The sequence below is a fragment of the Dysgonomonas sp. Marseille-P4677 genome (assembly GCF_016652235.1).
GTDB lineage: Bacteria > Bacteroidota > Bacteroidia > Bacteroidales > Dysgonomonadaceae > Dysgonomonas.
This window is the reverse complement of sequence record NZ_JAEPKU010000002.1, coordinates 16,267-39,924: the sequence shown is the minus strand read 5'-3', so window position 1 is coordinate 39,924 and position 23,658 is coordinate 16,267. Positions and strand designations below refer to the sequence as shown.

General features: G+C 36.2%; 19 protein-coding genes. 5 read left to right on the top strand and 14 right to left on the bottom strand.

Features of this window, described 5'->3' with window-relative positions; genetic code table 11:
* The first annotated feature begins 142 nt into the window (after window positions 1–142).
* The 3 genes from JGH11_RS00995 to JGH11_RS00985 all read left to right on the top strand — a co-directional run bounded on the left by JGH11_RS00995 (window position 143) and on the right by JGH11_RS00985 (window position 4,986).
* On the top strand, window positions 143–1,237 hold the full coding sequence (locus JGH11_RS00995; RefSeq protein ID WP_201109691.1) for a Nif3-like dinuclear metal center hexameric protein: 1,095 nt from the start codon (window positions 143–145) through the stop codon (window positions 1,235–1,237).
* Window positions 1,238–1,356: 119 nt separating this feature from the next.
* Window positions 1,357–2,112: a zinc ribbon domain-containing protein gene (locus tag JGH11_RS00990; protein WP_201109690.1), complete on the top strand. Its 756-nt coding sequence runs from the start codon at window positions 1,357–1,359 to the stop codon at window positions 2,110–2,112.
* Between the two features lie 330 nt (window positions 2,113–2,442).
* Window positions 2,443–4,986 (top strand): adenosylcobalamin-dependent ribonucleoside-diphosphate reductase, encoded by a 2,544-nt coding sequence (locus JGH11_RS00985; RefSeq protein WP_201109689.1) that lies wholly within the window; start codon window positions 2,443–2,445, stop codon window positions 4,984–4,986.
* Window positions 4,987–5,066: 80 nt separating this feature from the next.
* Here JGH11_RS00985 and JGH11_RS00980 read toward each other — a convergent pair whose 3' ends face one another.
* A complete protein-coding gene (locus JGH11_RS00980; protein WP_201109688.1) occupies window positions 5,067–6,314 on the bottom strand; it encodes an ABC transporter permease in 1,248 nt (415 codons plus the stop codon).
* A 69-nt stretch (window positions 6,315–6,383) separates the two neighbouring features.
* Window positions 6,384–7,406, bottom strand: a complete 1,023-nt coding sequence (gene ruvB, locus JGH11_RS00975; protein WP_201109687.1) for a Holliday junction branch migration DNA helicase RuvB — start codon at window positions 7,404–7,406, stop codon at window positions 6,384–6,386.
* A 163-nt stretch (window positions 7,407–7,569) separates the two neighbouring features.
* Here ruvB and JGH11_RS00970 point away from each other — a divergent pair, with 163 nt between their 5' ends.
* Entirely contained in the window at window positions 7,570–8,139 is a 570-nt protein-coding gene (locus tag JGH11_RS00970; protein ID WP_201109686.1) for a phosphatase PAP2 family protein, read from the top strand.
* Here JGH11_RS00970 and JGH11_RS00965 read toward each other — a convergent pair.
* From JGH11_RS00965 to purD, 12 genes are all read right to left on the bottom strand, one after another.
* Window positions 8,128–8,901 (bottom strand): SDR family oxidoreductase, encoded by a 774-nt coding sequence (locus tag JGH11_RS00965; RefSeq protein ID WP_201109685.1) that lies wholly within the window; start codon window positions 8,899–8,901, stop codon window positions 8,128–8,130. The two genes, JGH11_RS00970 and JGH11_RS00965, sit on opposite strands and share 12 nt — an antisense overlap.
* Before the next feature lie 4 nt (window positions 8,902–8,905).
* Entirely contained in the window at window positions 8,906–9,667 is a 762-nt protein-coding gene (locus JGH11_RS00960) for a DUF3667 domain-containing protein (RefSeq protein ID WP_201109684.1), read from the bottom strand.
* Between the two features lie 106 nt (window positions 9,668–9,773).
* On the bottom strand, window positions 9,774–10,646 hold the full coding sequence (locus tag JGH11_RS00955) for a YitT family protein (protein WP_201109683.1): 873 nt from the start codon (window positions 10,644–10,646) through the stop codon (window positions 9,774–9,776).
* A gap of 35 nt (window positions 10,647–10,681) precedes the next feature.
* On the bottom strand, window positions 10,682–13,483 hold the full coding sequence (gene leuS / locus JGH11_RS00950; RefSeq protein WP_201109682.1) for a leucine--tRNA ligase: 2,802 nt from the start codon (window positions 13,481–13,483) through the stop codon (window positions 10,682–10,684).
* A 103-nt stretch (window positions 13,484–13,586) separates the two neighbouring features.
* The gene (locus tag JGH11_RS00945; protein WP_201109681.1) at window positions 13,587–14,411 is read right to left on the bottom strand and encodes a hypothetical protein; all 825 of its coding nucleotides are present in this window, start codon (window positions 14,409–14,411) and stop codon (window positions 13,587–13,589) included.
* A 184-nt stretch (window positions 14,412–14,595) separates the two neighbouring features.
* Window positions 14,596–16,401, bottom strand: coding sequence for a translational GTPase TypA (gene typA / locus JGH11_RS00940; RefSeq protein WP_201109680.1), 1,806 nt, complete (start codon window positions 16,399–16,401; stop codon window positions 14,596–14,598).
* A 95-nt stretch (window positions 16,402–16,496) separates the two neighbouring features.
* On the bottom strand, window positions 16,497–17,282 hold the full coding sequence (gene lpxA / locus JGH11_RS00935; protein ID WP_201109679.1) for an acyl-ACP--UDP-N-acetylglucosamine O-acyltransferase: 786 nt from the start codon (window positions 17,280–17,282) through the stop codon (window positions 16,497–16,499).
* Window positions 17,283–17,298: 16 nt separating this feature from the next.
* Window positions 17,299–18,684 (bottom strand): bifunctional UDP-3-O-[3-hydroxymyristoyl] N-acetylglucosamine deacetylase/3-hydroxyacyl-ACP dehydratase, encoded by a 1,386-nt coding sequence (locus JGH11_RS00930; protein ID WP_201109678.1) that lies wholly within the window; start codon window positions 18,682–18,684, stop codon window positions 17,299–17,301.
* A gap of 20 nt (window positions 18,685–18,704) precedes the next feature.
* Entirely contained in the window at window positions 18,705–19,745 is a 1,041-nt protein-coding gene (gene lpxD, locus JGH11_RS00925; protein ID WP_201109764.1) for a UDP-3-O-(3-hydroxymyristoyl)glucosamine N-acyltransferase, read from the bottom strand.
* A 124-nt stretch (window positions 19,746–19,869) separates the two neighbouring features.
* Complete coding sequence (locus JGH11_RS00920; protein WP_201109677.1) at window positions 19,870–20,346, bottom strand: DUF4251 domain-containing protein; 477 nt, start codon at window positions 20,344–20,346, stop codon at window positions 19,870–19,872.
* Window positions 20,347–20,411: 65 nt separating this feature from the next.
* Window positions 20,412–21,419: a hypothetical protein gene (locus tag JGH11_RS00915; RefSeq protein ID WP_201109676.1), complete on the bottom strand. Its 1,008-nt coding sequence runs from the start codon at window positions 21,417–21,419 to the stop codon at window positions 20,412–20,414.
* Entirely contained in the window at window positions 21,420–22,691 is a 1,272-nt protein-coding gene (gene purD, locus JGH11_RS00910) for a phosphoribosylamine--glycine ligase (RefSeq protein ID WP_201109675.1), read from the bottom strand.
* A gap of 120 nt (window positions 22,692–22,811) precedes the next feature.
* On the opposite strand from purD, the gene JGH11_RS00905 reads away from it, so the two are divergent.
* Entirely contained in the window at window positions 22,812–23,579 is a 768-nt protein-coding gene (locus JGH11_RS00905) for a ThiF family adenylyltransferase (protein WP_201109674.1), read from the top strand.
* Window positions 23,580–23,658 lie beyond the last annotated feature (79 nt).

Here is a 23,658-nt window from a genome sequence, read left to right as displayed (position 1 = left end):
ATCTGTTTTCTATTAAATGTATATATTATGGTAAAGGCTTTTCGAGAGGAGAGCCTTTGCTGCTTATTTATAGTTTCACTATTTAATATTGCTAAATCTTTCAATAAATTTTTATCTTTGGATTTACTTAATATGGTAAATTATGAAGATAAAAGAGATTTTACACTCGATAGAGCAATTAGCACCACTTCCTTTGCAAGAAAGCTATGACAATAGTGGTGTCCAGATAGGCGATGTTAATCAGGAGGCTAAAGGTGCTGTCGTATGTATTGATGTGACCGAAGCTGTTTTGGATGAAGCTGTTGCTTTGGGGTGTAATCTTGTTATTTCGCATCATCCTCTGGCGTTTCGTAGTTTTAAATCGCTTACAGGAAAGAATTATACAGAACGTTGCATGATAAAAGCATGTAAGCATGACATTGTTGTTTATGCAGCTCATACTAATTTGGATAATGCCTCGGAGGGTATTAATCGATATCTGGCGGATATGCTTAATTTACAGCATATAAGAATACTTGATCCACAAAAAGAGAAACTGCTTAAGCTTGTTACCTATGTACCTCATTCTCATGCGGAGTTGGTTCGTAGCACCCTCTTTAATGCAGGTGCAGGCCATATTGGAAATTATGATTGTTGTAGTTATAATGTCGCAGGCGAGGGGACATTTAGGGCGGGCGATTTAGCAAAGCCTTACTGTGGGGAAATAGGAGAATTGCATACCGAACAAGAAGTTCGCATCGAAATGGTTTTACCTGTGTACAAACAAGGAGAAGTCCTTCGTTCTTTAATAGCTGTACACCCTTATGAAGAGCCTGCATATGATTTTTATACTTTACAGAATAAGTGGGAGAAGGCCGGAAGCGGAATAGTTGGAACTTTACCTGAAGAGACGGATGAGGAAGATTTCTTATATTTATTGAAAGATACATTTCATCTAAAAACTATCCAGCATTCGGTTCTTAGAGGAAAGCCTGTTCGTGATATTGCGATTTGTAGTGGTAGCGGAGCATTTCTTATACCTAAGGCCATATCATATAGTGCTGATGTTTTTATAACAGGTGAGGCAAAATATAATGATTATTATGACGTTGAAGATAAAGTATTGCTAGCTGTAGTAGGACATTATGAATCTGAAATATTTACAAAGAATATATTTTTTGATATTATCTCGAAAAAATATCCTACCTTTGCAGTATATATGTCAGGATTTGATGTAAATCCTGTAAACTATTTGTAGTTAGGTGGTGATTTACTCCCACTTTTACAAATGATGTAGTAAGAGGATGGTTTAAAGCTATTTGATTACTGCATTTTTTTATAATAATATTTTGAGATTTATAATAAAACACAAGTAATATGGCTAAGAAACAAGAAAAAGAAATAACAGTAGAAGAAAAGCTGAAAACGCTTTACTCTTTACAGCAAAAGTTATCTGAAATAGATAATATAAAGATTCTTCGCGGTGAGCTTCCTTTGGAAGTAGCAGACTTAGAAGATGAGATTATAGGATTGGAAACGCGTATTAAGAAATATGAGGCGGAGCTAAAAGAATCGGATACTACTGTTTCTCATCAAAAACAGAAAGCAAAAGACAGTGCGCTAAAAATAGAAAAATATAAAGAGCAATTAGATAATGTACGTAATAATCGCGAATTCGATCATTTAAGCAAAGAAATTGAATTCGAAACATTGGAAATCGAATTGTCGGAAAAGCGTACTCGTGAATTTGCTCAAGAGTCAAAGAATTTAAGTGAGCAAATTGAAAAAAGTAAAGTTTTTTTAGTAGAGCGTACGGCAGATTTGACACAAAAGAAAGAAGAGCTGGATAATATTGTTGCTGAAACAAAACAGCAAGAAGAGCAACTTCGTGAAGATGTCAAAGAAATAGAAACAGATGTAGAGCCTCGCTTGCTACAAGCATTTAAGCGTATTCGTAAAAGTGCTCGTAATGGTTTGGCTGTTGTTTGTATCGAACGTGGAGCTTGTGGGGGATGTTTTAATAAGATACCGCCACAAAAACAAATGGACATTAAAATGGGAAAGAAAATTATCGTTTGCGAATATTGTGGACGTATAATGATTGATCCAGAACTTATTGCTCCTGTAGAATAAGGATCGAATCTATTTAAAATAAAAAAAAGTTGAGAAAGTGAAAAACTTTTTTGACTTTTTTTTGTTCCGTTTTTGAAAACTTTATGTTGTTTATTTTGTTTTATGATATATAGTGAAAATAAAAAAGGAAAACTTTTTTGCTAATGATATTTTTTAAGTATAAGATATATAGGTGTTTAAGTTTTAAATTAGAAAACTTATCTTTTTGTTTATAAAATGTTGTTGTAAAATTTGTTTCGTCTTTTTGAATTGAGTAATATTGTACTATGAAAAATATTACTTGTTTTTTTCACAGACAAGAACAGAAATAATCTAAAAGTATAAGAGGAAATGGCACAAAAGGTTTACACTTTTGATGAGGCGTATAATGCCGCATTGGGATACTTTAATGGTGATGAACTCGCTGCAAAAGTATGGGTGAATAAGTATGCATTAAAAGATGCGGAGGGTAATATTTATGAACATTCACCTGAAGATATGCATTGGCGTCTGGCTAATGAAATTGGTCGTATAGAAGCTAAATATCAAAACGGGCTATCTAGTCAAGAGTTATACGATTTATTCGATCATTTTAAATATATCGTACCACAAGGAAGCCCTATGACTGGTATTGGTAATGATTTTCAGGTAGCATCATTATCTAACTGTTTTGTTATAGGTCTGGATGGTCCGTCAGATTCGTATGGGGCAATTATTCGTATAGATGAAGAGCAGGTTCAGTTGATGAAACGTCGCGGAGGTGTTGGTCACGACTTGTCTCACATCCGCCCAAAAGGATCTCCTGTAAAGAATTCAGCATTAACTTCGACAGGATTGGTGCCATTTATGGAAAGATATTCGAACTCTACACGTGAAGTTGCTCAAGATGGTCGTCGTGGAGCATTAATGTTAAGCGTGTCGGTTAAACATCCTGATTCAGAGTCTTTCATAGATGCAAAGATGGTTGAAGGTAAAGTAACCGGAGCTAATGTATCTGTACGTATTGATGACGCCTTTATGCAATCGGTTGTTGATGGCAGTAAATATACTCAACAATATCCTATCGATTCGTCAAATCCTACTACATCTAAAGATATAGAGGCTAGGGATTTGTGGGCTAAAATTGTACATAATGCATGGAAGTCAGCCGAGCCTGGTGTCCTATTTTGGGATACTATTATTAGAGAGTCAGTGCCGGATTGTTATGCAGATCTAGGATTCAAAACTATCTCTACAAATCCTTGCGGTGAGATTCCTCTTTGCCCATATGATAGCTGCCGCTTACTCGCAATAAACTTATATTCATATGTGGTAAATCCATTTAAAGAAGATGCTTATTTCGACTTTGAACTTTTCACAAAACATGTCGGTCTGGCTCAACGTATAATGGATGATATCATTGATCTTGAAACTGAAAAGATAGATAAAATATTACAGAAGATAGGTGATGATCCAGAAACTGATGAAGTAAGATGGCCTGAAAGACATCTATGGGAAAAAATACGTACCAAAACGCTTCAAGGTCGTCGTACAGGAGTTGGTATTACTGCTGAAGGTGATATGATTGCTGCTATGGGACTTCGTTATGGAACGGAAGAAGCTACAGCTTTTGCAGAAGAAGTACATCGTACATTAGCTATTGCTGCGTATCGTTCTTCTGTAGATATGGCAAAAGAACGTGGAGCGTTTGAAATATTTGATTTTAAACGTGAAAAAAACAATCCATTTATCAATCGTTTAGCAGAAGTTGATCCTCAGCTAGTTAAGGATATGGAGAAATATGGACGACGCAATATTGCCTGTTTGACAGTTGCTCCTACTGGTACTACTAGTTTGATGACTCAGTCCAGTTCGGGTATCGAGCCTGTATTCATGCCTGTATACAAGCGTCGCCGTAAGGTGAATCCGAACGATAAAGAAGTACGTGTAGATTTTGTAGATGAGAATGGAGACTCGTGGGAAGAATATATTGTATTCCATCATAAGTTTGTAACATGGATGGAAAGTAAGGGCTATTCTACAACCAAGAGATATACAAACGAAGAAGTTGATGCAATGGTGGCGGAATCTCCTTATCATAAAGCAACTTCAAATGATGTAGATTGGCTGCAAAAAGTAAAAATGCAAGGACGTATTCAGAAGTGGGTAGACCATTCTATCAGTGTTACGATTAATCTACCTTCCGATGTATCGGAGGAGCTTGTTAATAATTTGTATATTGAGGCTTGGAAGAGTGGCTGTAAAGGCTGTACTGTCTATCGCGACGGATCTCGTGCAGGAGTATTGGTTGCAGCTGATAACAAGAAAACAGAAGCAGAGTGCGACGACTGTTATGAGCGTCCCGAGATATTACAGGAGCGTCCTCGTGAACTTACTGCAGATGTAATCAAGTTCCAGAATAATAAAGAAAAGTGGATTGCATTTATCGGTTTACATAATGGTCGTCCGTATGAAATATTTACCGGGTTATCTGACGATGACGAGGGATTGATGTTGCCAAAAAATGTAAATACCGGTACTATTATCAAAACAATAAATGATGAGGGACATCGTTCATACGATTTTCAATTTAAAAATAAGAGAGGTTACAAAACTACTATCGAAGGGCTTAATGGTAAGTTTAATCCGGAGTTTTGGAATTATGCTAAATTGATTTCCGGAGTGCTTCGTTATGGTATGCCGATTGATCAGGTCGTAAAACTTGTACAGGGTCTTGAACTTAACAGTGAAACGATCAATACTTGGAAAAACGGTGTTGAGCGTGCGTTGAAGAAATATTTGCCAAGCGAAACAGAAGCCAAAGGTCAGAAATGTCCGGTATGTGGTTTGGAAACATTAGTATATCAGGAAGGTTGCATGAAGTGTACTAATTGTGGTGCATCTAAGTGTGGATAATCTTTTTAAGACAATAACAGAAACGCCTTATTTCATATAGAATAAGGCGTTTTTTATTTATGATATGATTTGAAAATTATTTACTCAAACCGAATAGACTTAGCTGGTGAAATTCTGGCAATCAAATATGATGGTCCTATCATCATTAACATAGATAAGAGAAGTGTACCTAAATTAATAAGTAGTATATAAAGGATATTTATATCCACAGGCATCTCTGAAACATAGTATGTATCAGGATCTAGCTTAATCAGTCCAAAGTGTTTTTGTATAATTAGGATAGCGATAGCAATAATATTACCCCAGAACAAACCTTTAAGAATGAGGAATGAGGATATATATAAGAATGTTTTACGTATACTATAGTTACGGGCTCCAAGCGTTTTTAGCATACCAATCATGTTAGTTCGCTCAAGGATGATGATAAGCAATCCTGATATCATAGTGAATACAGATATTAAAAACATTAGAACTATTATCACGATTACATTCATATCTAATAGATCGAGCCAGTTGAATATCATTGGATTCATCTCTTTGATAGACCTGGTTAAGAACGTGTTGTCCTTACGGTCGCGATAACTCATCATCTCAACAAAGACAGCCTGCTGAATTTCATCAAGTTTGTTATAATCTTTTACCAGCAACTCAATGCCGCTGGCTTCATCCTGTTCCCAATTGTTTAATTTACGGATCAGGTCTATATCTGTAACAACAAAAAGCTTGTCGTAATCTTCAAAATTGGTACTATATATTCCTGTTATGTAAAACTTTCTGAATCTAACGTTATCTCCTATGAAATAGCAAAGAAAACTATCTCCTGTTTTAAGATTAAGTTTGTTTGATATGTTTTTTGATAATATTGCCTGATTGACATGAATCGTATCATTTGGATCGATGATTGACCCGGCAATCATATTTTGTTTGAAGAATCCCCAGTCATAATCTTTTCCTATTCCTTTAAGAATAATTCCTTGAAAAGCACTATCTGTCTTGATTATTCCGGGTTTTGTAGCAAATGTTTCAACGTGCTTGATACCTTCTATGTGCTCTAGCTGGTTGATTAACTCTGGGCTGACACAGACAGATTGTGTTTCGTAAGTGCTGTTATTGCTCAAGTTTGATATTTGTATATGCGAGCCAAATCCTACAACTTTATTCCGTACTTCAGTTTTAAATCCGATAACGATCGATAAAGCTAATATCATGGCTGCTAATCCTATCGCAACACCGGCAATAGCTATTTTTATGGCTGGAGACGAGGCTCGCTTTTCTCCCTTATTTCCACCGAAGTGGATGCGCTTTGCTATAAATAGTTCTAAGTTCAATATGAGTCCAGTTATCAGCTATCAGTTATCAGCAAACAATGCTCATAATTGATATTCCATAGTTTATAATTAAAATAAATATCCTTGTTGACTTTCGCGCTTTCTTCCCAGATGCTCATAGGCTAGCTCTGTAGCCTCTCTGCCTCGTGGAGTCCGCTTCATAAATCCTTCCTTGATTAGGAACGGTTCGTATACTTCTTCTATTGTACCGCCATCTTCTCCTAGTGCTGTGGCAATGGTAGAGATACCGACGGGGCCACCTCTGAATTTATCGATAAGTATAAGGAGTATCTTATTGTCTATTTCATCCAGTCCATATTTATCAATATTCAAAGCTTCGAGAGAGTATGTAGCAATGGCTTTATCTATTTTACCCGACCCTTTTACCTGAGCAAAGTCCCGAACCCGACGTAGAAGTGCATTTGCTATGCGGGGAGTGCCTCTACTACGTGAAGCTATCTCTACAGCAGCTTCTTTCGATGTAGGTACATCTAATATATTTGAAGACCGAAGAATAATATTAGTCAATGTATCCATATTGTAATATTCCAGATGCATATTGATGCCAAAACGTGCACGTAGAGGACTTGTTAGTAGGCCGCTACGGGTTGTTGCACCTATCAGCGTAAAAGGATTTAGCTCTATTTGTATCGAACGGGCACTAGGGCCTTTATCTATCATAATATCGATACGATAGTCTTCCATTGCACTGTATAAATACTCTTCTACCACAGGTGATAGTCGATGAATCTCGTCAATAAAGAGTACATCATTTGGTTCTAGCGATGTCAGAAGACCTGCCAGATCGCCTGGTTTATCTAGTACCGGACCCGATGTTATCTTAAAGCCGACGCCTAATTCGTTTGCTATAATATTTGACAACGTAGTCTTTCCAAGTCCCGGAGGACCATGGAGTAGGGTGTGGTCTAGTGACTCTCCTCTCATTTTAGCAGCAGTAACAAAAACTTGCAGATTTTCCACAACCTTGCTTTGACCGCTAAAACTGCTGAATGTAAGAGGACGTAAGGCATTTTCAAATTCCTTTTCGTTCTCGTTCAGGCTACCTCTATGTATATTGAATGTTTCTTCCATAATAAGCTATGAATGCAAATTTACATCAATATATTTAAATTACACACTATCAGTATTAATTTACTCCTAATAGAGAAGTCCTAAAAAATATAAAAGATATGCAATCTGTGTAGATTAACCATAAAAAGATATTTTCTTTGTATCAAATTGAAAAGTTACACAAATGTTAGATAAGCTACTGGAATGGGATCGAGAACTATTTTTATTTCTAAATAGTAAGCATATCGATTGGTTGGACCCCATTATGCTCTTTTTTAGTTCATATACAGGATGGATATTGGTTTTTCTGCTTATGTCTGCATTTATCTATTTTAAAGCAGAAATATGGAAAAAGACCGGTGTTTTCTTTTTCTCTTTATCCACAGGGCTGAGTGCTCTGTTTACAAATATTATAAAGCTTATCATAGAGCGTCCGCGTCCAATACATAATGAAACTTGGCAGGATACGATCCATGCTATTGAAAAGTTTAGCGATAGTTTTAGCTTTTTCTCATCTCATTCGGCTACGACTTTTACAATGGCTGTTTTTTTCTTATTATTTTTTCGAAAGAAGAAAATATATGGGGTAATTGCTCTTGTCTGGGCTACAATAGTTGCTTATAGCCGTATTTATGTGGCAAAGCATTATCCGTTCGACGTTTTGGTCGGTATACTATTCGGTATAATGATAGGGATTTTAGGTTATAAGCTTTTCCAAAATTTCAAAGAAAAGAAAGAGCTACTAAAACCCTAGCCATTTCTTTACTTTTCTTTTTTCCATTTGGGAATATATTTTTGAAAATAAAGGGAAAGTTCTGCCTATAGGGAAAAATAGTCGAAATAAGAAAGACGGATAAATATTCCTTTTTCCTTTCTCTATACCTTTTACTATTTTCTTTGCGACAATTTTGGTTTTCTGAGTAGGAAAGGGTAGAGGGGTGTCGTCTTCACCGGTAGCTTTATTGAAGAAATCTGTACGGGTGGCGACCGGATAAACTGCTGTTAATTGAAGATTTTTAGATTGTTCATGCCTATATGTTTGTATGAAATGATGAAGTGCGGCTTTCGTAGAGCAGTAAAGTGAATATGCAGGTAATGAAACTAAACCTGCGCCCGATATTGTACAAACAAATGTAATTGACCTTTTTCCGTTTTCTGAAACAAGTTTCTCTAGAGAATAGATAGGAGAGAATACATTGAGATTATATATATATTCTATATGGTTCCAGTCAGGGATTTCTAATTTTTCGAGATAAGCAAAACCTGCGTTTGCTATGAATATGTCAATATGTCCACATGTTTTTTGTGCATACTCAAATACTTTGTCTACACCTTTTGCCGAACTCACATCACATCTAAGAGGATAAATCACATCTTCTATCAGAGGAATATCTTCTATATGGCGAGCAACTGCAATAATTTTTACATTTCTATAGGCGGAAAGAATATGGAGGACTTCCTTGCCTATGCCCGAAGATGCTCCGGTTATAATAATATTTTTCCCATTCAAATCCATTTATTCAACCATATTTACTTAATGCGACTAGTATCGATATAATAATGCTTACAATAAAGATAAATGTCGTGGACAACATTATGCTTAATAAAGCCTTTAATGTAGTAATAAACCAAGATCTATCCTTAAATAACAAAACCAGTACTATAATATTATATATGAAGGATAAAGAAAGTATAATATAATAAGTGGATGTAAAGTGTAGAAAATAATAAAGAGGATAGGCTATAAGCAGTAATAATATTTGTATCCCTGTTATATATGAATATATAATAATATGTTCGGGATAGTTATAGCCCTTTTTTCTGAATATAATATAAGAAGCAATCGCAGAGAATGGAATAAGAGAAAGCATGATTAATGAATAGTGGCTATATATCCAATCAATGATAACTTTGTTGATGTTTGCAACCTCTTGATGATTGCTTAATTCAAAAGTTATAATTTCATTCTCAGGATATAAATTAAAGAAATGCGCAACGAAAGTATATATCGTGCCGAGGATAATGACAAAGGCAAAAGGTTTGAAATGATTGACTCTTTTGCCGTTTAAATATTCACGGATTGTGACTCCCGGACGTATAAGGAGTTCTTTTGTGGTATACAGGATTCCTTTATCTATATGGAGAAGGCTATGTTGGATTTCATGAATAAAATAGTGCAGATTAATTCGGCCTGTTTTAGCAGATTGACCACAAAAACCACAATAATTATTATCTACCGGATTATTACAATTCTTGCAAATGCAGGATGATTCTTTATTCATATAACTTGTTTTAATCCATTGAATACAACACTCTTTTTTGTTTACTAATATCTCTGTATAATACTATAAAACTTTGGGAAGATTATATTCTACTATATAAGATAATTTATGTTTTTATCTTATCAAATCCCTCACCATAAACGCCTCTGACTGTGCTTTGTGATATAAATGCTTTTTCGTCGATACTTTTTATCAGTCTGAACATTTCCAATGCTTCAGTACGTTTTGCCAAAACCATAATTACTTTAGTAGGTTTTTGAGTATACCAACCCATGCCATCCAGTAGTGTGCATCCTCGGTGGAGTTCTTTGTTTATTGCATTAGCTATGGTTTCGTATTTGTCTGATATAATGAGTACTTGTACAGATTGACGAAATCCGTTTATGATCATATCTATCGAATAAGTCATAACACCCATAACAATCAGGCCGTATACTATTTTATTAAAATCCTGAAATACAAAATACGAACAAGATATGATGATAAAGTCACATAGTAGCATGCCTCGTCCAAATGCAATATTCTTGTATTTGTTGATTATCGCAACCACAATATCTGTTCCACCAGTACTACCATTGGCACTAAAGACCAATCCAATACCTGCGCCGCACATCATACCGCCTATTACACCCGAAAGAAGAGGTTCGTCAGCTATAATTGGTTTCTGTACAAGATAACTCACCAATGTAAGTAGACCTGTCAGTACAACTACTCCATAGATTGTTTTAACAAGAAACTTAAGACCGAGTATCTTAAGTGCAACAATCAGTAAAACGCAGTTGATGGCAAAATAAGTTTCTTGTAAAACAATTTTACCACTAGTAGCATATTCTATAAGGAGTCCTACTCCGGCAAGCCCACCGGTAACAATACCCCCTGGACGAATAAAACCAATCAGGCCAATGGCATATAAACTGAGTCCGATTGTTATGTTCAGATAATCTTTCCAATAAAATTCTTTAAGATATTTTTTTGGCATTGCTTCAATTCTTTTTAAAGCACTCATGTTTTCCCTTACAAAACTATGTTTACGATCTTCTTAGGTACAATAATTACTTTCTTAGGAGTTTTACCTTCCATCCATTTTTCGGAACTATGATGTGCCAGAACAGTTTTTTCTATTTCCTCATTTGGCGTATCTGCCGGGAATTCAATATTGAAACGAGCTTTTCCGTTGAATGATATTGTATAGTTGATAACATCTTCTACAAGATACTCTTCATTGAAAGCAGGCCATTCTGCATCACAAACAGATGTTGTATTACCTAGTGCATGCCATAGTTCCTCTGCTATAAATGGAGCGAATGGAGCAATTAGGATAATCAGGTCTTCCAAAACAGCTTTTTTACTACATTTGACCGAACTTAATTCATTTACACAGATCATAAATGCAGATATCGAGGTGTTGAATGAAAATCCTTCTATATCACTCGACACTTTCTTTATAAGTTTGTGAAGAGACTTCAATTCATCCTTAGTAGGTTCTTCGTCGGTTACTGCTAATGTATCTCCTTTGTAGAATAAATTCCATAATTTACGCAAGAAACGGTTTACGCCGTCAATACCGTTTGTATCCCAAGGTTTAGACTGTTCTAAAGGACCTAGAAACATCTCATACATACGTAATGTATCAGCCCCGTATTTATTAACTATATCGTCAGGGTTTACTACGTTGTGATACGATTTGGACATTTTTTCTACAGTCCATCCACATATATATTTTCCATCTTCCAGAACAAATTCTGCATTATTAAACTCGGGTCTCCATGCTCGAAACGCTTCTATATCCAAGATATCGTTACTTACAATATTAACGTCGACATGAAGTTCTGTCGTTTCATATTGATCTTTCAAATTATAAGAAACAAATTTATTAGATCCATTTATACGATAGACAAAATTACTGCGTCCTTGTATCATACCTTGATTGATAAGCTTTTTAAAAGGCTCATCTTCACAAGAAACCTCTATGTCGTATAAGAATTTATTCCAGAAACGGCTATAAATCAAGTGTCCTGTGGCATGTTCGGTACCACCGATATATAGATCCACATTACGCCAGTATTCGTCTTTTTCTTTCGATACCAACTCTTTATCATTATACGGATCCATGTAATGCAGATAATATGCGGATGATCCTGCAAATCCCGGCATAGTATTTAATTCGAGAGGAAAAACAGTCTTGTTATCTATCTTAGAAGTTTCTACCACTACATTATTTACAGTATCCCATGCCCATTTTGTTGCACGTCCTAGAGGCGGTTCACCTGTTTCGGTCGGCAGATATTTATCTACTTCCGGCAATTCCAATGGCAATTTATCCAGTGGCAGCATGTATGGTAATCCATTTTTGTAATAAACAGGAAATGGTTCACCCCAATATCGTTGGCGAGAGAATATAGCATCACGTAAACGATAGTTTACTTTTATTTGTCCAAGATTATTTTCTTTGATATACTGTCTAGCCCTTTCTATTGCATCTTTTACATTCAATCCATTTAAGAAACCGGAATTAATCATGATACCTTCTTTGGCGTCAAAACTTTCATTGGTTACATCACAACCTTCTATCAGTGGAATGATAGGCAGACCGAAATGTTTGGCAAAGGCATGGTCGCGACTATCATGTCCCGGAACGGCCATGATGGCTCCGGTTCCATATCCGGCAAGGACATAGTCTGATACCCAAATTGGAATTTCTTGTCCATTTAACGGGTTAATAGCATATGATCCTGTGAAGACACCGGATACCTTTTTATCCATTAGCCTTTCTCTTTCTGTACGGCGTTTTGTTGTATCCAGATAAGCATCCACTTCTGCTTTTTGGCCTGTTTTAGTCACTAGCTTCACATATTCGCTTTCAGGAGCAAGTACCATGAAGGTAACCCCAAATATTGTGTCGGCACGAGTTGTAAAGATATCGAAATCTATATCCGAGTCTTTTACCTTAAATTTCATTTCTGCACCTTCACTTCTCCCTATCCAGTTTCGCTGTGTTTCTTTGATCGAATCGCTCCAGTCTATTTTATCTAATCTATCAAGTAAGCGTTGTGCATAGGCGGATACACGTAAGCTCCATTGACGCATCAAACGCTGTTCCACAGGGTAGCCCCCACGTTCGGACAAACCATTGATAACTTCGTCGTTTGCCAATACAGTTCCGAGATCAGCACACCAGTTTACCGAAGTCTCACTCCTGTACGCTATGCGATAGTTAAGTAAGATTTCTTGTTTCTTCTCCTCGTTGTAAGATTTCCACTCTTCGGCTGTGAAGTGTAGCTCCTCACTGCAAGCGACATTCAACCCATCTGTTCCTACGTTTTCAAATGCTTCTATTAGTTCCGCTATGGGACGAGCTTGTTGTTCGTCATTACAATAGTAGCTATTAAACATTTGGATAAATGCCCATTGAGTCCAATGATAATATCTTGGATCGCAGGTTTGTATTTCTCTACTCCAATCAAAGGAGAATCCAATCTTATCTAATTGTTCGCGGTAACGGTTGATATTTTGAGCTGTAGTTACAGCCGGATGTTGTCCTGTTTGTATAGCATACTGTTCGGCAGGAAGGCCATAGGCATCATATCCCATTGGATGAAGGACATTAAAGCCTTTTAAACGTTTATATCGTGAAAATATATCAGAAGCGATATAGCCTAGCGGATGTCCGACATGTAGGCCCGCACCTGAAGGATAAGGAAACATATCGAGTACATAATATTTAGGTTTGTTTTTATCTTCTTTAACCTTATAGGTTTTGTTATCTATCCAGTATTGATGCCAGCGTTTTTCTATTTCCTTAAAATTGTATTCCATAACCAAATTCGTTGCATTTTTTATTGACGCAAAGATAGTTATTTCTTTAAATTAAAACGAATTAAAATCTATCCATTCTTAGGTAGATTCGCTGATGATTACACTAGTATCTGTCTGAATCCACAGCAATCTCAATAGCTATTGCTCCAGCTACAATGGTTGTGCCTAAAATGATATCTAGAGCCGTCGTGTTTGCTGGTTTTTCCAAGTAGAAGAAATCTCCTCTGTCAACCATTTCTGTAGGTAGATTATTCGGTGTAATAGAGCTTGTTTTTATTAGGTTAGACATGTAAAAGCTTTGCTCGAATATCATGGGTTTGTCAGGACTAGCATATATTGTAAGGTAGCTGCTAAATTGTAACGGGCTGTTAGATTCATCAAAGTCTATTCTTTTTATTCCTATGGCATCATTGTTTTTGTTGCCCATATATCCTTTCTTGAATGACTTTTTATTTATATTATCAAAATTCAAATCAAGTTTTAATGGTATATGACTAATCATTGTTTTGGGAGGTATGAATGTAGTATTTTGAGGCATATTCATACTTCCATCAAATCCTCCTTCGGAATAACTGGATGTTTGTCCGGGATATGTGCTGTAGCTATTGGTGAAGGTTTGGCTCTTACCTGAGAAACTAGCATTATTTCCTGAATATGAATATGCTACTTTGTTTATGATGAGGGCCGAACGCTGCCAGTCAATATATAGAGGCTTATCCAATTTGTTGAAAACTGTAATTTGTATTGGTGCGCTTTCACCTTTGAAGCAATAGGCTATCCAAAGGCTGTCCGTTTCAAGGAGAAAGTCTCCGTTGTCAACTTTTTCTACATATTTATTTTCAGTATTTAACGTAGAGTAGAAAAATGTAGAATTACAGGAAGGTAATAGTGCGATCAGGACGAAAGCTATATATATGACTCTTTTCATGATGTAAACTATTAAAGGTATTCTTATACAAGGATACGATTTTATTATGAGATATACAATTTTAGGCTATCAAAATAGTTGTCGGCTAAATAGTTAAAAGAGTCTTTATGTAAAGACAATAAAACCCTTTCTTTATGAAAGGGTTTGTATATCATTTAAAAGAAAAAGTAATATCTAATTGAGTTTAATTTCCACTTTTAGCCATACGTTTTCGTTCATTCTCATCTAAAAATATCTTGCGAAGGCGGATTGAATGAGGAGTTACCTCTACATACTCATCTTCTTTTATATATTCAAGCGCATCTTCAAGACTGAATATGATGGCAGGAGCAAGCTTCGCTTTGTCGTCAGTACCAGATGCTCTTACGTTTGTAAGCTTTTTTGACTTGGTTAGATTTACTACAAGATCTCCTTCCTTGCTATGTTCGCCTACAATTTGCCCCATGTATATATCTGTCTGTGGTTCAACAAAGAAATGACCACGATCTTGTAGTTTATCCAAGGCATAGGCATAGGCATTACCTGATTCACTTGCTATGATAGATCCATTGTTACGTTTTTCTATGTCACCTTTCCATGGTTGGAAATCTAAAAAGCGGTGAGCTATGACAGCTTCGCCGGCTGATAGGGTTAGGGCTGTATTGTTCAAGCCGATAATACCACGAGATGGGATTGTAAACTCAAGATAAACACGATCTTTTTTGCTACCCATCATAGTTAATTCACCACGGCGACGTGTCACTAAATCTATAATCTTACTAGAGTATTCTTCGGGTACATTAATAGTTAGTTGTTCAACTGGCTCGTGTTTGACGCCATCAATATCTTTGATAATGACCTTAGGTTGTCCGACTTGAAGTTCATATCCTTCTCTACGCATGGTTTCTATCAATACAGCTAAGTGAAGTATACCTCGACCAAAAACAACCCAACTATCTGCATTTTCTGTAAGTTCTACACGTAGAGCCAGATTACGGTCTAGTTCTCTCATTAGTCGGTCGTGAATATGGCGCGATGTCACATATTTACCATCTTTTCCAAAGAAAGGCGAATCGTTTATTGTGAAAAGCATCGACATTGTCGGCTCATCAATATCTATGGTTGGCAGTGGTTCTGGATTTTCAATGTCAGCTATTGAGTCCCCAATCTCAAAACCTTCTATTCCTATTAGAGCACATATATCTCCACATTGAACGCTTGGGACTTTTGTACGACCAAGGCCTTCGAAAGTATTGATTTCTTTTATTTTAGTTTTTGTAATGCTACCATCGCGTTTGCATAATGATACATCCATATTTTCTTTTATCTCACCCCTATGAACACGTCCTATGGCTATACGTCCAACATATTTGGAGTAGTCAAGAGATGTGATTAGCATTTGAGGAGAACCTTCTAGTATCTGTGGAGCCGGGATGTATTTGACTATTGCATCAAGCAAAGGTGTAATATCCTCTGTTGGTTTAGCCCAATTGTCAGACATCCATCCTTGTTTTGCCGACCCGTATATTGTAGGGAAATCCAGCTGCTCTTCAGAAGCATCGAGGCTGAACATCAGGTCGAAGACCATTTCGTGTACTTCGTCGGGACGGCAATTGGGCTTATCTACTTTGTTGATTACAACAATAGGTTTTAATCCCATTTGGATCGCTTTTTGAAGAACGAAGCGTGTTTGAGGCATTGGTCCTTCAAATGCGTCTACCAATAATAAACAGCCATCTGCCATGTTTAAGACGCGTTCTACTTCACCTCCGAAGTCGGCGTGTCCCGGTGTATCTATAATATTTATCTTAGTTCCTTTATAGTTGATTGAAACATTTTTGGATAGAATTGTTATCCCTCTTTCTCGTTCCAAGTCATTATTGTCGAGTATAAGTTCTCCGGTTGTTTGGTTGCCCCTGAATAGTTGCCCGGCAAGAAGCATCTTATCTACAATAGTTGTTTTGCCGTGGTCTACGTGCGCGATAATCGCAATGTTTCTAATATTTTGCATATATATAATTTGAGGGTGCAAAGATACAGTTTTTATATAAGAAAAAATCCATTTAGATCATCTAAATGGATTTAATTATTTTTCGTTAAGTATATTTATCCCATATAACCTCTAACTATTCCACGAGGTGAGTTTTTAACAAACTCTACAATAAATCTCATCTCATCTGTCTCTTCAAATTCTTTTTCTATTTTGTTTATAGCGTCAGAAAAATTGTATCCTGCTTGATATATTGTACGGTAGATTTCTTGTATCTCATTTATCTTTTCATTTGAAAATCCATTTCTTCTTAAACCGACTAGATTTACTCCGGAATAACATACCGGTTCACGACCAGCGATAATATAAGGGGGAATATCTTTTCCCAAGCGAGTGCCACCTTGAATCATTACATGTGCTCCAATGCGCGTAAACTGATGAACCAATGTTCCACCACTTAGAATCGCATGATGATCAACTTCAACTTCTCCAGCTAACTGGGTAGCATTTCCTACAATTACAAAGTCTTTCACAACGCAGTCATGAGCTATGTGGCTGTATGCCATTAGAAGGCAGTTGTTTCCAACGATAGTGTGTCCTTTGGAAGCTGTACCTCTGTTGATAGTTACGCATTCTCTTACGGATGTGTTGTCCCCTACAATTGCTAAACTGTCTTCTCCTTTAAATTTTAAGTCCTGAGGAACTCCACCAATGACAGCTCCCGGAGATATACGGCAGTTTTTCCCAACACGTGCCCCGTATCTAATATTAGCTCCGGACATAATAAGTGTCCCATCCCCAATCTCTACATTCTTATCTACAAAAGCAAATGGTTCAATTATTACATTTTCACCGAGCTTTGCTTCTGGATGAACATAAGCTTGATCAGATATATTTGACATGTTATACCAAATTTTATTATTTATTTTTTACTATTTGAGCTGTAAATTCAGCTTCAGATACAAGTTTCTCTCCGATAAAAGCATATCCTTTCATAATAGCAATGCCTCGTCTTATCTCCGAAATCATATTTAGGCGAAAGATCAATGTGTCGCCGGGTACAACCTTGCTTCTAAACTTAACATTATCTATTTTTAGAAAATAGGTTGAATATCTTTCAGGTTCTTCTACTTGAGAAAGAACGAGTAGTCCCCCGATCTGTGCCATAGCTTCTACTTGAAGAACGCCAGGCATTACAGGCTCTTGTGGAAAGTGTCCTTGAAAGTAAGGTTCATTCACCGATATATTCTTTACACCCACGATATGTTTCTGTCCAACCTCGATTATTTTGTCGACCATCAAAAATGGATATCTATGGGGAAGAAGCTCTTTGATCTTGTTTATATCAAATATGGCTTCTTTGTTTGGATTATATATAGGAGGCTGCACTTCGTTTAGTTTTATCTGTTTACGTACTAAACGTGCTAATTTGTTATTTATTTTATGTCCCGGACGAGTTGCTATAATGCGTCCTTTTATCGGTTTTCCTATAAGCGCTATATCTCCGATGATATCAAGTAGCTTGTGTCTAGCCGGTTCGTTAGGGTATTGTATCTGTTTATTATTCAAATAACCTAATTCAGATGCGTCTTTATGAGGAACACCAAGCAGGTCGGCTAAGCTATCTAATTCTGGTTGTGATATTTGTCGTTCGTAGATTACAATTGCGTTGTCTAAATCTCCTCCTTTAATCAAACCAGCGTCGCGAAGTTTTTGTATTTCACGAACAAAAACGAATGTACGAGAACTGGCTATATCTTTTACGAAATTATCCAAGTTTTCAAGCGATGCCGACTGATTTGGAATATATTTAGATTCGAACTCGATAAATGAGTTGATGCAGAAGCGATCGTCAGGAAGTAGAGTTAGTTTTGATCCTGTCTCTTCATCTATTACCTCCATTTTTTGACGAACAACAAAATAATCTCTCTCTTCACTTTGTTCGACAATACCGGTTTCATTTATTGCTTCGACATATTTTATCGAACTACCATCCAAAATTGGAAATTCCGGGGCGTTAACTTCTATCAGGCAATTGTCTACCCTTAAAGCATAAAGAGCAGCCATAGCATGCTCGATAGTACTTATCTGTATATTGTCTTTGATAAGAACCGTTCCACGTTGAGTATTTCCAACATTTTCGGCTAGTGCTTCTATTATAGGTTGGTCTTCAAGATCCACTCTCTTAATTTTGTACCCATGGTTTTCTGGAGCCGGGCAAAATGTGATAGTTATAGGAAGTCCTGTATGCAACCCTTTTCCTTCTAATGTGAAACTGTTTTTAAGCGTATGTTGCTTGCTCATTATTCAATAATAAATGGTTCTTATTTGTTTTGATTAGATTTTAATTCGGCTACTTCTTTCTGTAGTTGTGCTAATTGTTTATACATGTCGGGTAGTTTAGGAAATGTAACACTGGATTTGAAAAAATCTCGAACCGGAATAGCCGGCGATCCTATTATTTTCGAATCGGGCTTTATATTGCTTATAATTCCGGATTGAGCTCCGATATTAGCATTGTCGCCAATTGTTATATGTCCACCTAATCCAACTTGTCCACCAATCATACAATTTTTACCTACTTTTGTAGAGCCTGATACGCCTACTTGTGCAGCCATAACGGTATTCTCCCCAATTTCGACATTGTGAGCTATTTGTATGAGATTGTCAAGTTTGACACCTTTATGTATAATTGTGGCATCCATGACGGCGCAGTCGATAGTAGTATTTGCTCCTATCTCAACATCGTCCTCTATAATTGCAATGCCCATTTGAGGTATTTTCTTATAGACTCCGTTTTCAGGAGCAAAACCGAATCCATCACTTCCTATAACAGCACCAGAATGTATAATGCAATTATTACCGATTATAGACCCAGCATATATTTTTACACCCGGATATATAACGGTGTTTTCGCCAATATTTACATCATCTCCTATATAGACCTGTGGATATATTTGTGATTGTTTACCTATTGTTACATTATCAGCGACATAGGCAAAAGCGCCTATATATACATTTTCGCCTATTGAAGCGCTCGAAGCTACAAAAGACATCGGCTCTATTCCGTTTTTTTTAGGCTTGGTCTTTTCTACCATATCTAATAATATGGCTAATGAGGCATAAGCGTTAAAACAGCGTATAAGCGTTGCCTTTATAGGTTGTTCGGCAACAAAATCGTTGTTTACAAGAACAATGCTAGCTTTGGTTGTATAAATATGATGGGTGTATTTGGGGTTAGCTAAAAAAGTTAAAGTCCCGGGTCTACCCTCTTCTATCTTGGAAAAATTATTTACCACAACAGAAGAATCCCCTTCAATTGTCCCATTTAATACTGTAGCAATTTGCTCTGCAGTGAAGGATATTTGCATAAAAAAATATTCAAAAATATTTAGCGTCCCGTTGAGAGATGCGAAATAAATAATAATTTTCCAAATATATGACTTTTATACTTAAAAAAACGGTTGTAGAAGGTGAAATATTATTTATTTATTCGATCTTTCCATAAAAGCTAATGGCTTGCCTGCTGTTATCTTGCACAGATAGAGTCGTATATCCGCTGTCTCCTACAATCAGCCTGAGCTTGTATTTTTTTACCCCGTCTTTAGTTTCTATGTCGACATTCCATACACCTTTTTTCTTATCTGAAATTGTGTATACAAAATCGGTACAGACAAATTTTATGCCTCCTTCGTCTGTCGGAGATGGAGCTACATATGCACGCCCAAAATAAGGTAAGTACGAATTAATCGTATCTTTTGATACTTTCAAAGAATAAGAATAATTTAGATGTATAGATTTACCTCCCATTGGGATAGCTGTGCTGGGTATAAATGTATAGTTTTGAGATTCTAGTTTTTGAGTAATATCGTTTATTATCTCTTGTTTAGTTAAACTATCTCCCGACTTACAACCAAGAAGTAATATTGAGATAGATATAAATATAAATATAGTCTTGATCTTCATTTTAGTATCCTCCCTTTTCTGTTTTATTTATTAATAGAACGTGCTATCTCCTGTAAATGTTTTATTTATAAAAATAAAAAAGGTGAAAGGCAAATAGTAATATAAACCATAATAGAAATGTAAAAGAAAATTACGGTGATCTTTCTCTCGGCAAGAGCAAAGAAGTGAGATAATAAAAGTGAACCCGTACTTAATGCGATGAAGATATTTAACATTGGTTGAATATTCAAAAACAAGTATGCTAATATACTAAACACGACTAGAGTAGATAATAATCTTAGATATGCACGTGTCTTGATTTTGTCTTTATGTCGATTGATATAATTATCAGTGAAAATTACGGCCAGTAGTATGATTGATAACCCAAAGATAATCCAATGTGTAATATCCAGATTCATAGATGGTATATGCACTAGTTGTTGCAAGCTAAGAGACGTAAAAGGCCTAAGAAATGTATCTAAATTATCGGTGAAAATATAAAATGAAAACGCCGGAATATATAAAATAAAAATACCTAATAATGATGCGAGGAACGCTTTGAAATTCATACACCTCATCATAGCCAATGCAACCCATAGAAAAGGGAAATATATCAAGAGACTAGATGTAAAGAAACTTCCTAAAGTGAGTATGAAACTAGTTCCGAATGCAGCTCTTTGTTTATAACTGTCGTTGTAGGATATAAAAAGCATGGATATTATTAGTAGGCACAGGAGTGTACTTATATATTCCGCTGACATGTTGATAAATATTGGGTGACAGCTAAATAGTAATATTGCCATAGCAGGAGGTAATATCGTTTTCCTCCTTATTAATACATGTGTTGTGTTTATGTTTGCGCAGATAAGAGCTAGCCCAATAGTAAATATCCCGCTACAAATAATGGAAGTCGCACGGTTATTGAAAAAAGGAGAAAGAATATCCCATATATATCCGCTTGTTGTATCTGTTTCAATAGAATTGAAATTCAGATAATATACAAAACGGATAATAATAGAAAAAAGAATAGCAAAAATTAGAATGCCATTTCCTTCTACAACATTCTTCTTATAAGACTTAGGTATTGCTGCCATTTATTTCAGATCGAAACCGATATCTTTTCTAAAGTATTTTTTGTCAAAGGATATTTTCTCTGCGTTTTTATAGGAGGTAGCAAGAGCTTCTTCCTTAGTACTTCCATACGAACTAACTGCTATAACACGGCCACCACATGTCAATATTTTGTTTTCTGAAATCTTTGTGCCTGCATGAAATACAATACTGTCGTCAACCAGATTTAATCCTGTAATCTCCTTATTCTTTTCGTAATCACCCGGATATCCACCCGAAACCATCATTATGGTTGTAGCATAGCGAGTGTCTATTTCCATTTTCTTTTCGCCTAAAGTCTTATTCGCAACACCCTCAAGTAGTGATACAAAATCAGATTTGATGCGTAGCATAACAACCTCTGTTTCCGGATCACCCATTCGAACATTGTATTCTATAACCATGGGTTCCCCTTTCACTTCTATCAAGCCAAGGAAGATAAAGCCTTTATATATTATATTGTCCTTTTTTAGTCCTTCTACGGTAGGAATAACAATTCTGTCCTCTACTTTCTTCATGAATATGTCATCGGCAAAAGAAACAGGAGATACGGCACCCATTCCTCCTGTGTTTAGTCCGGTATCACCTTCGCCAATGCGTTTATAGTCTTTTGCTACTGGCAGTATTTTATAGGAGTCTCCATCTGTAAGGACAAATACAGAGCACTCTAATCCAGATAAAAATTCCTCGATGACTACAGTTTTGCTAGCTTCGCCAAACATGCCGCTAAGCATTTCTTTCAATTCTTTTTTTGCTTCATCTATGTCATTTATGATGAGCACTCCTTTTCCGGCAGCAAGTCCGTCAGCTTTTAATACATATGGAGCTTCCAAAGTTTCCAGAAATTGGCAAGCATCGTTAAGTTCGTTTAGTGTAAAGCTTTTATAACGAGCTGTAGGTATGTTGTGGCGCAACATAAATTGCTTGCCAAAATCTTTACTACCTTCTAATTTAGCTGCCTCTTCAGACGGCCCGATCACAGGGATATTCTTGATTTCTGCGTCATTGGCGAAGTAGTCATATATTCCTTTAACTAAAGGTTCTTCAGGACCTACTACAACCATGTTGATGTCACTATTCAGAACAAATTGTTTGATCGCAGGAAAATCCGTTATTGATAGACTAACGTTTTTTGCAATCAAATCAGTTCCGGCGTTTCCCGGCGCTACATAGAGATTTTTTACTTTTTCGCTTTGTAATATTTTCCATGCAAGTGCGTTTTCACGGCCTCCGCTGCCTAGTAATAGTATATTCATAAATGATTGTTATATAGTATGACCTTAATTCTTTGAAAAGCAAAGATACATGATTATTTTCTTAACATGAAAAACAGAAATATTTATTGTAAGTTTACACCCCGAAAAAATAAAAATACGATGCAAGAGGAAAAAGGAATATTTAAACGGACAGAACTATTGCTTGGTAATAAATTGATGGAAAAAATTGCCAGCAAACGGATCATCCTGTTTGGAGTAGGTGGAGTAGGTAGTTGGTGTGCCGAAAGCCTTGTTCGAACAGGTGTAAAATATCTTACAATTGTTGATTCGGATTTTGTTTGTGAGACTAATATCAACCGGCAGTTAATGGCGACAACTAAAACAGTAGGACAAAGAAAAGTCGACGTTTTAAAGTCTCGTTTATTAGATATTAATCCCGATGTTGAAATAATAGCAATCGCCGGAGTATATAGTGAGGAGAATTCCGCCTCTTTTCAGTTAGAAAATTACGACTATATCATCGATGCTATTGACAGCCTTAAGCATAAGGTTAATCTGTTGTTAACGGCAACTCGAACAAAGGCAAAGGTTTTTTCTTCTATGGGAGCTGCTTTGAAGATGGATCCGACTAGGATTAAGACCGCTGAATTTTGGAAAGTGAAAGGTTGTCCGCTAGGTGCTGCTTTGCGTAGGAAAATGAAACAAGGAATGAAACCTTCTAAGAAAATTATGTGCGTATATAGTGATGAGGTACTTGAAAATAGAGGATTCAAATATGAAAATGATGAATCTAAAAGCTCCCAATTACTCAAACAGGATAATCCGAGTGTCAAGGCACAGACCAACGGAACTTTAGTGCATATAACAGCGACCTTTGGTCTTAGATTGGCTGGTTTGATTATACAGGATATTTGTAAAGAATCATAATTTTTATAATCAAAGCCAAAAATATTCTCATTCATTTTTTTAATAATAATTAATACGTCGAAGGTTTTTGTATTTTTGT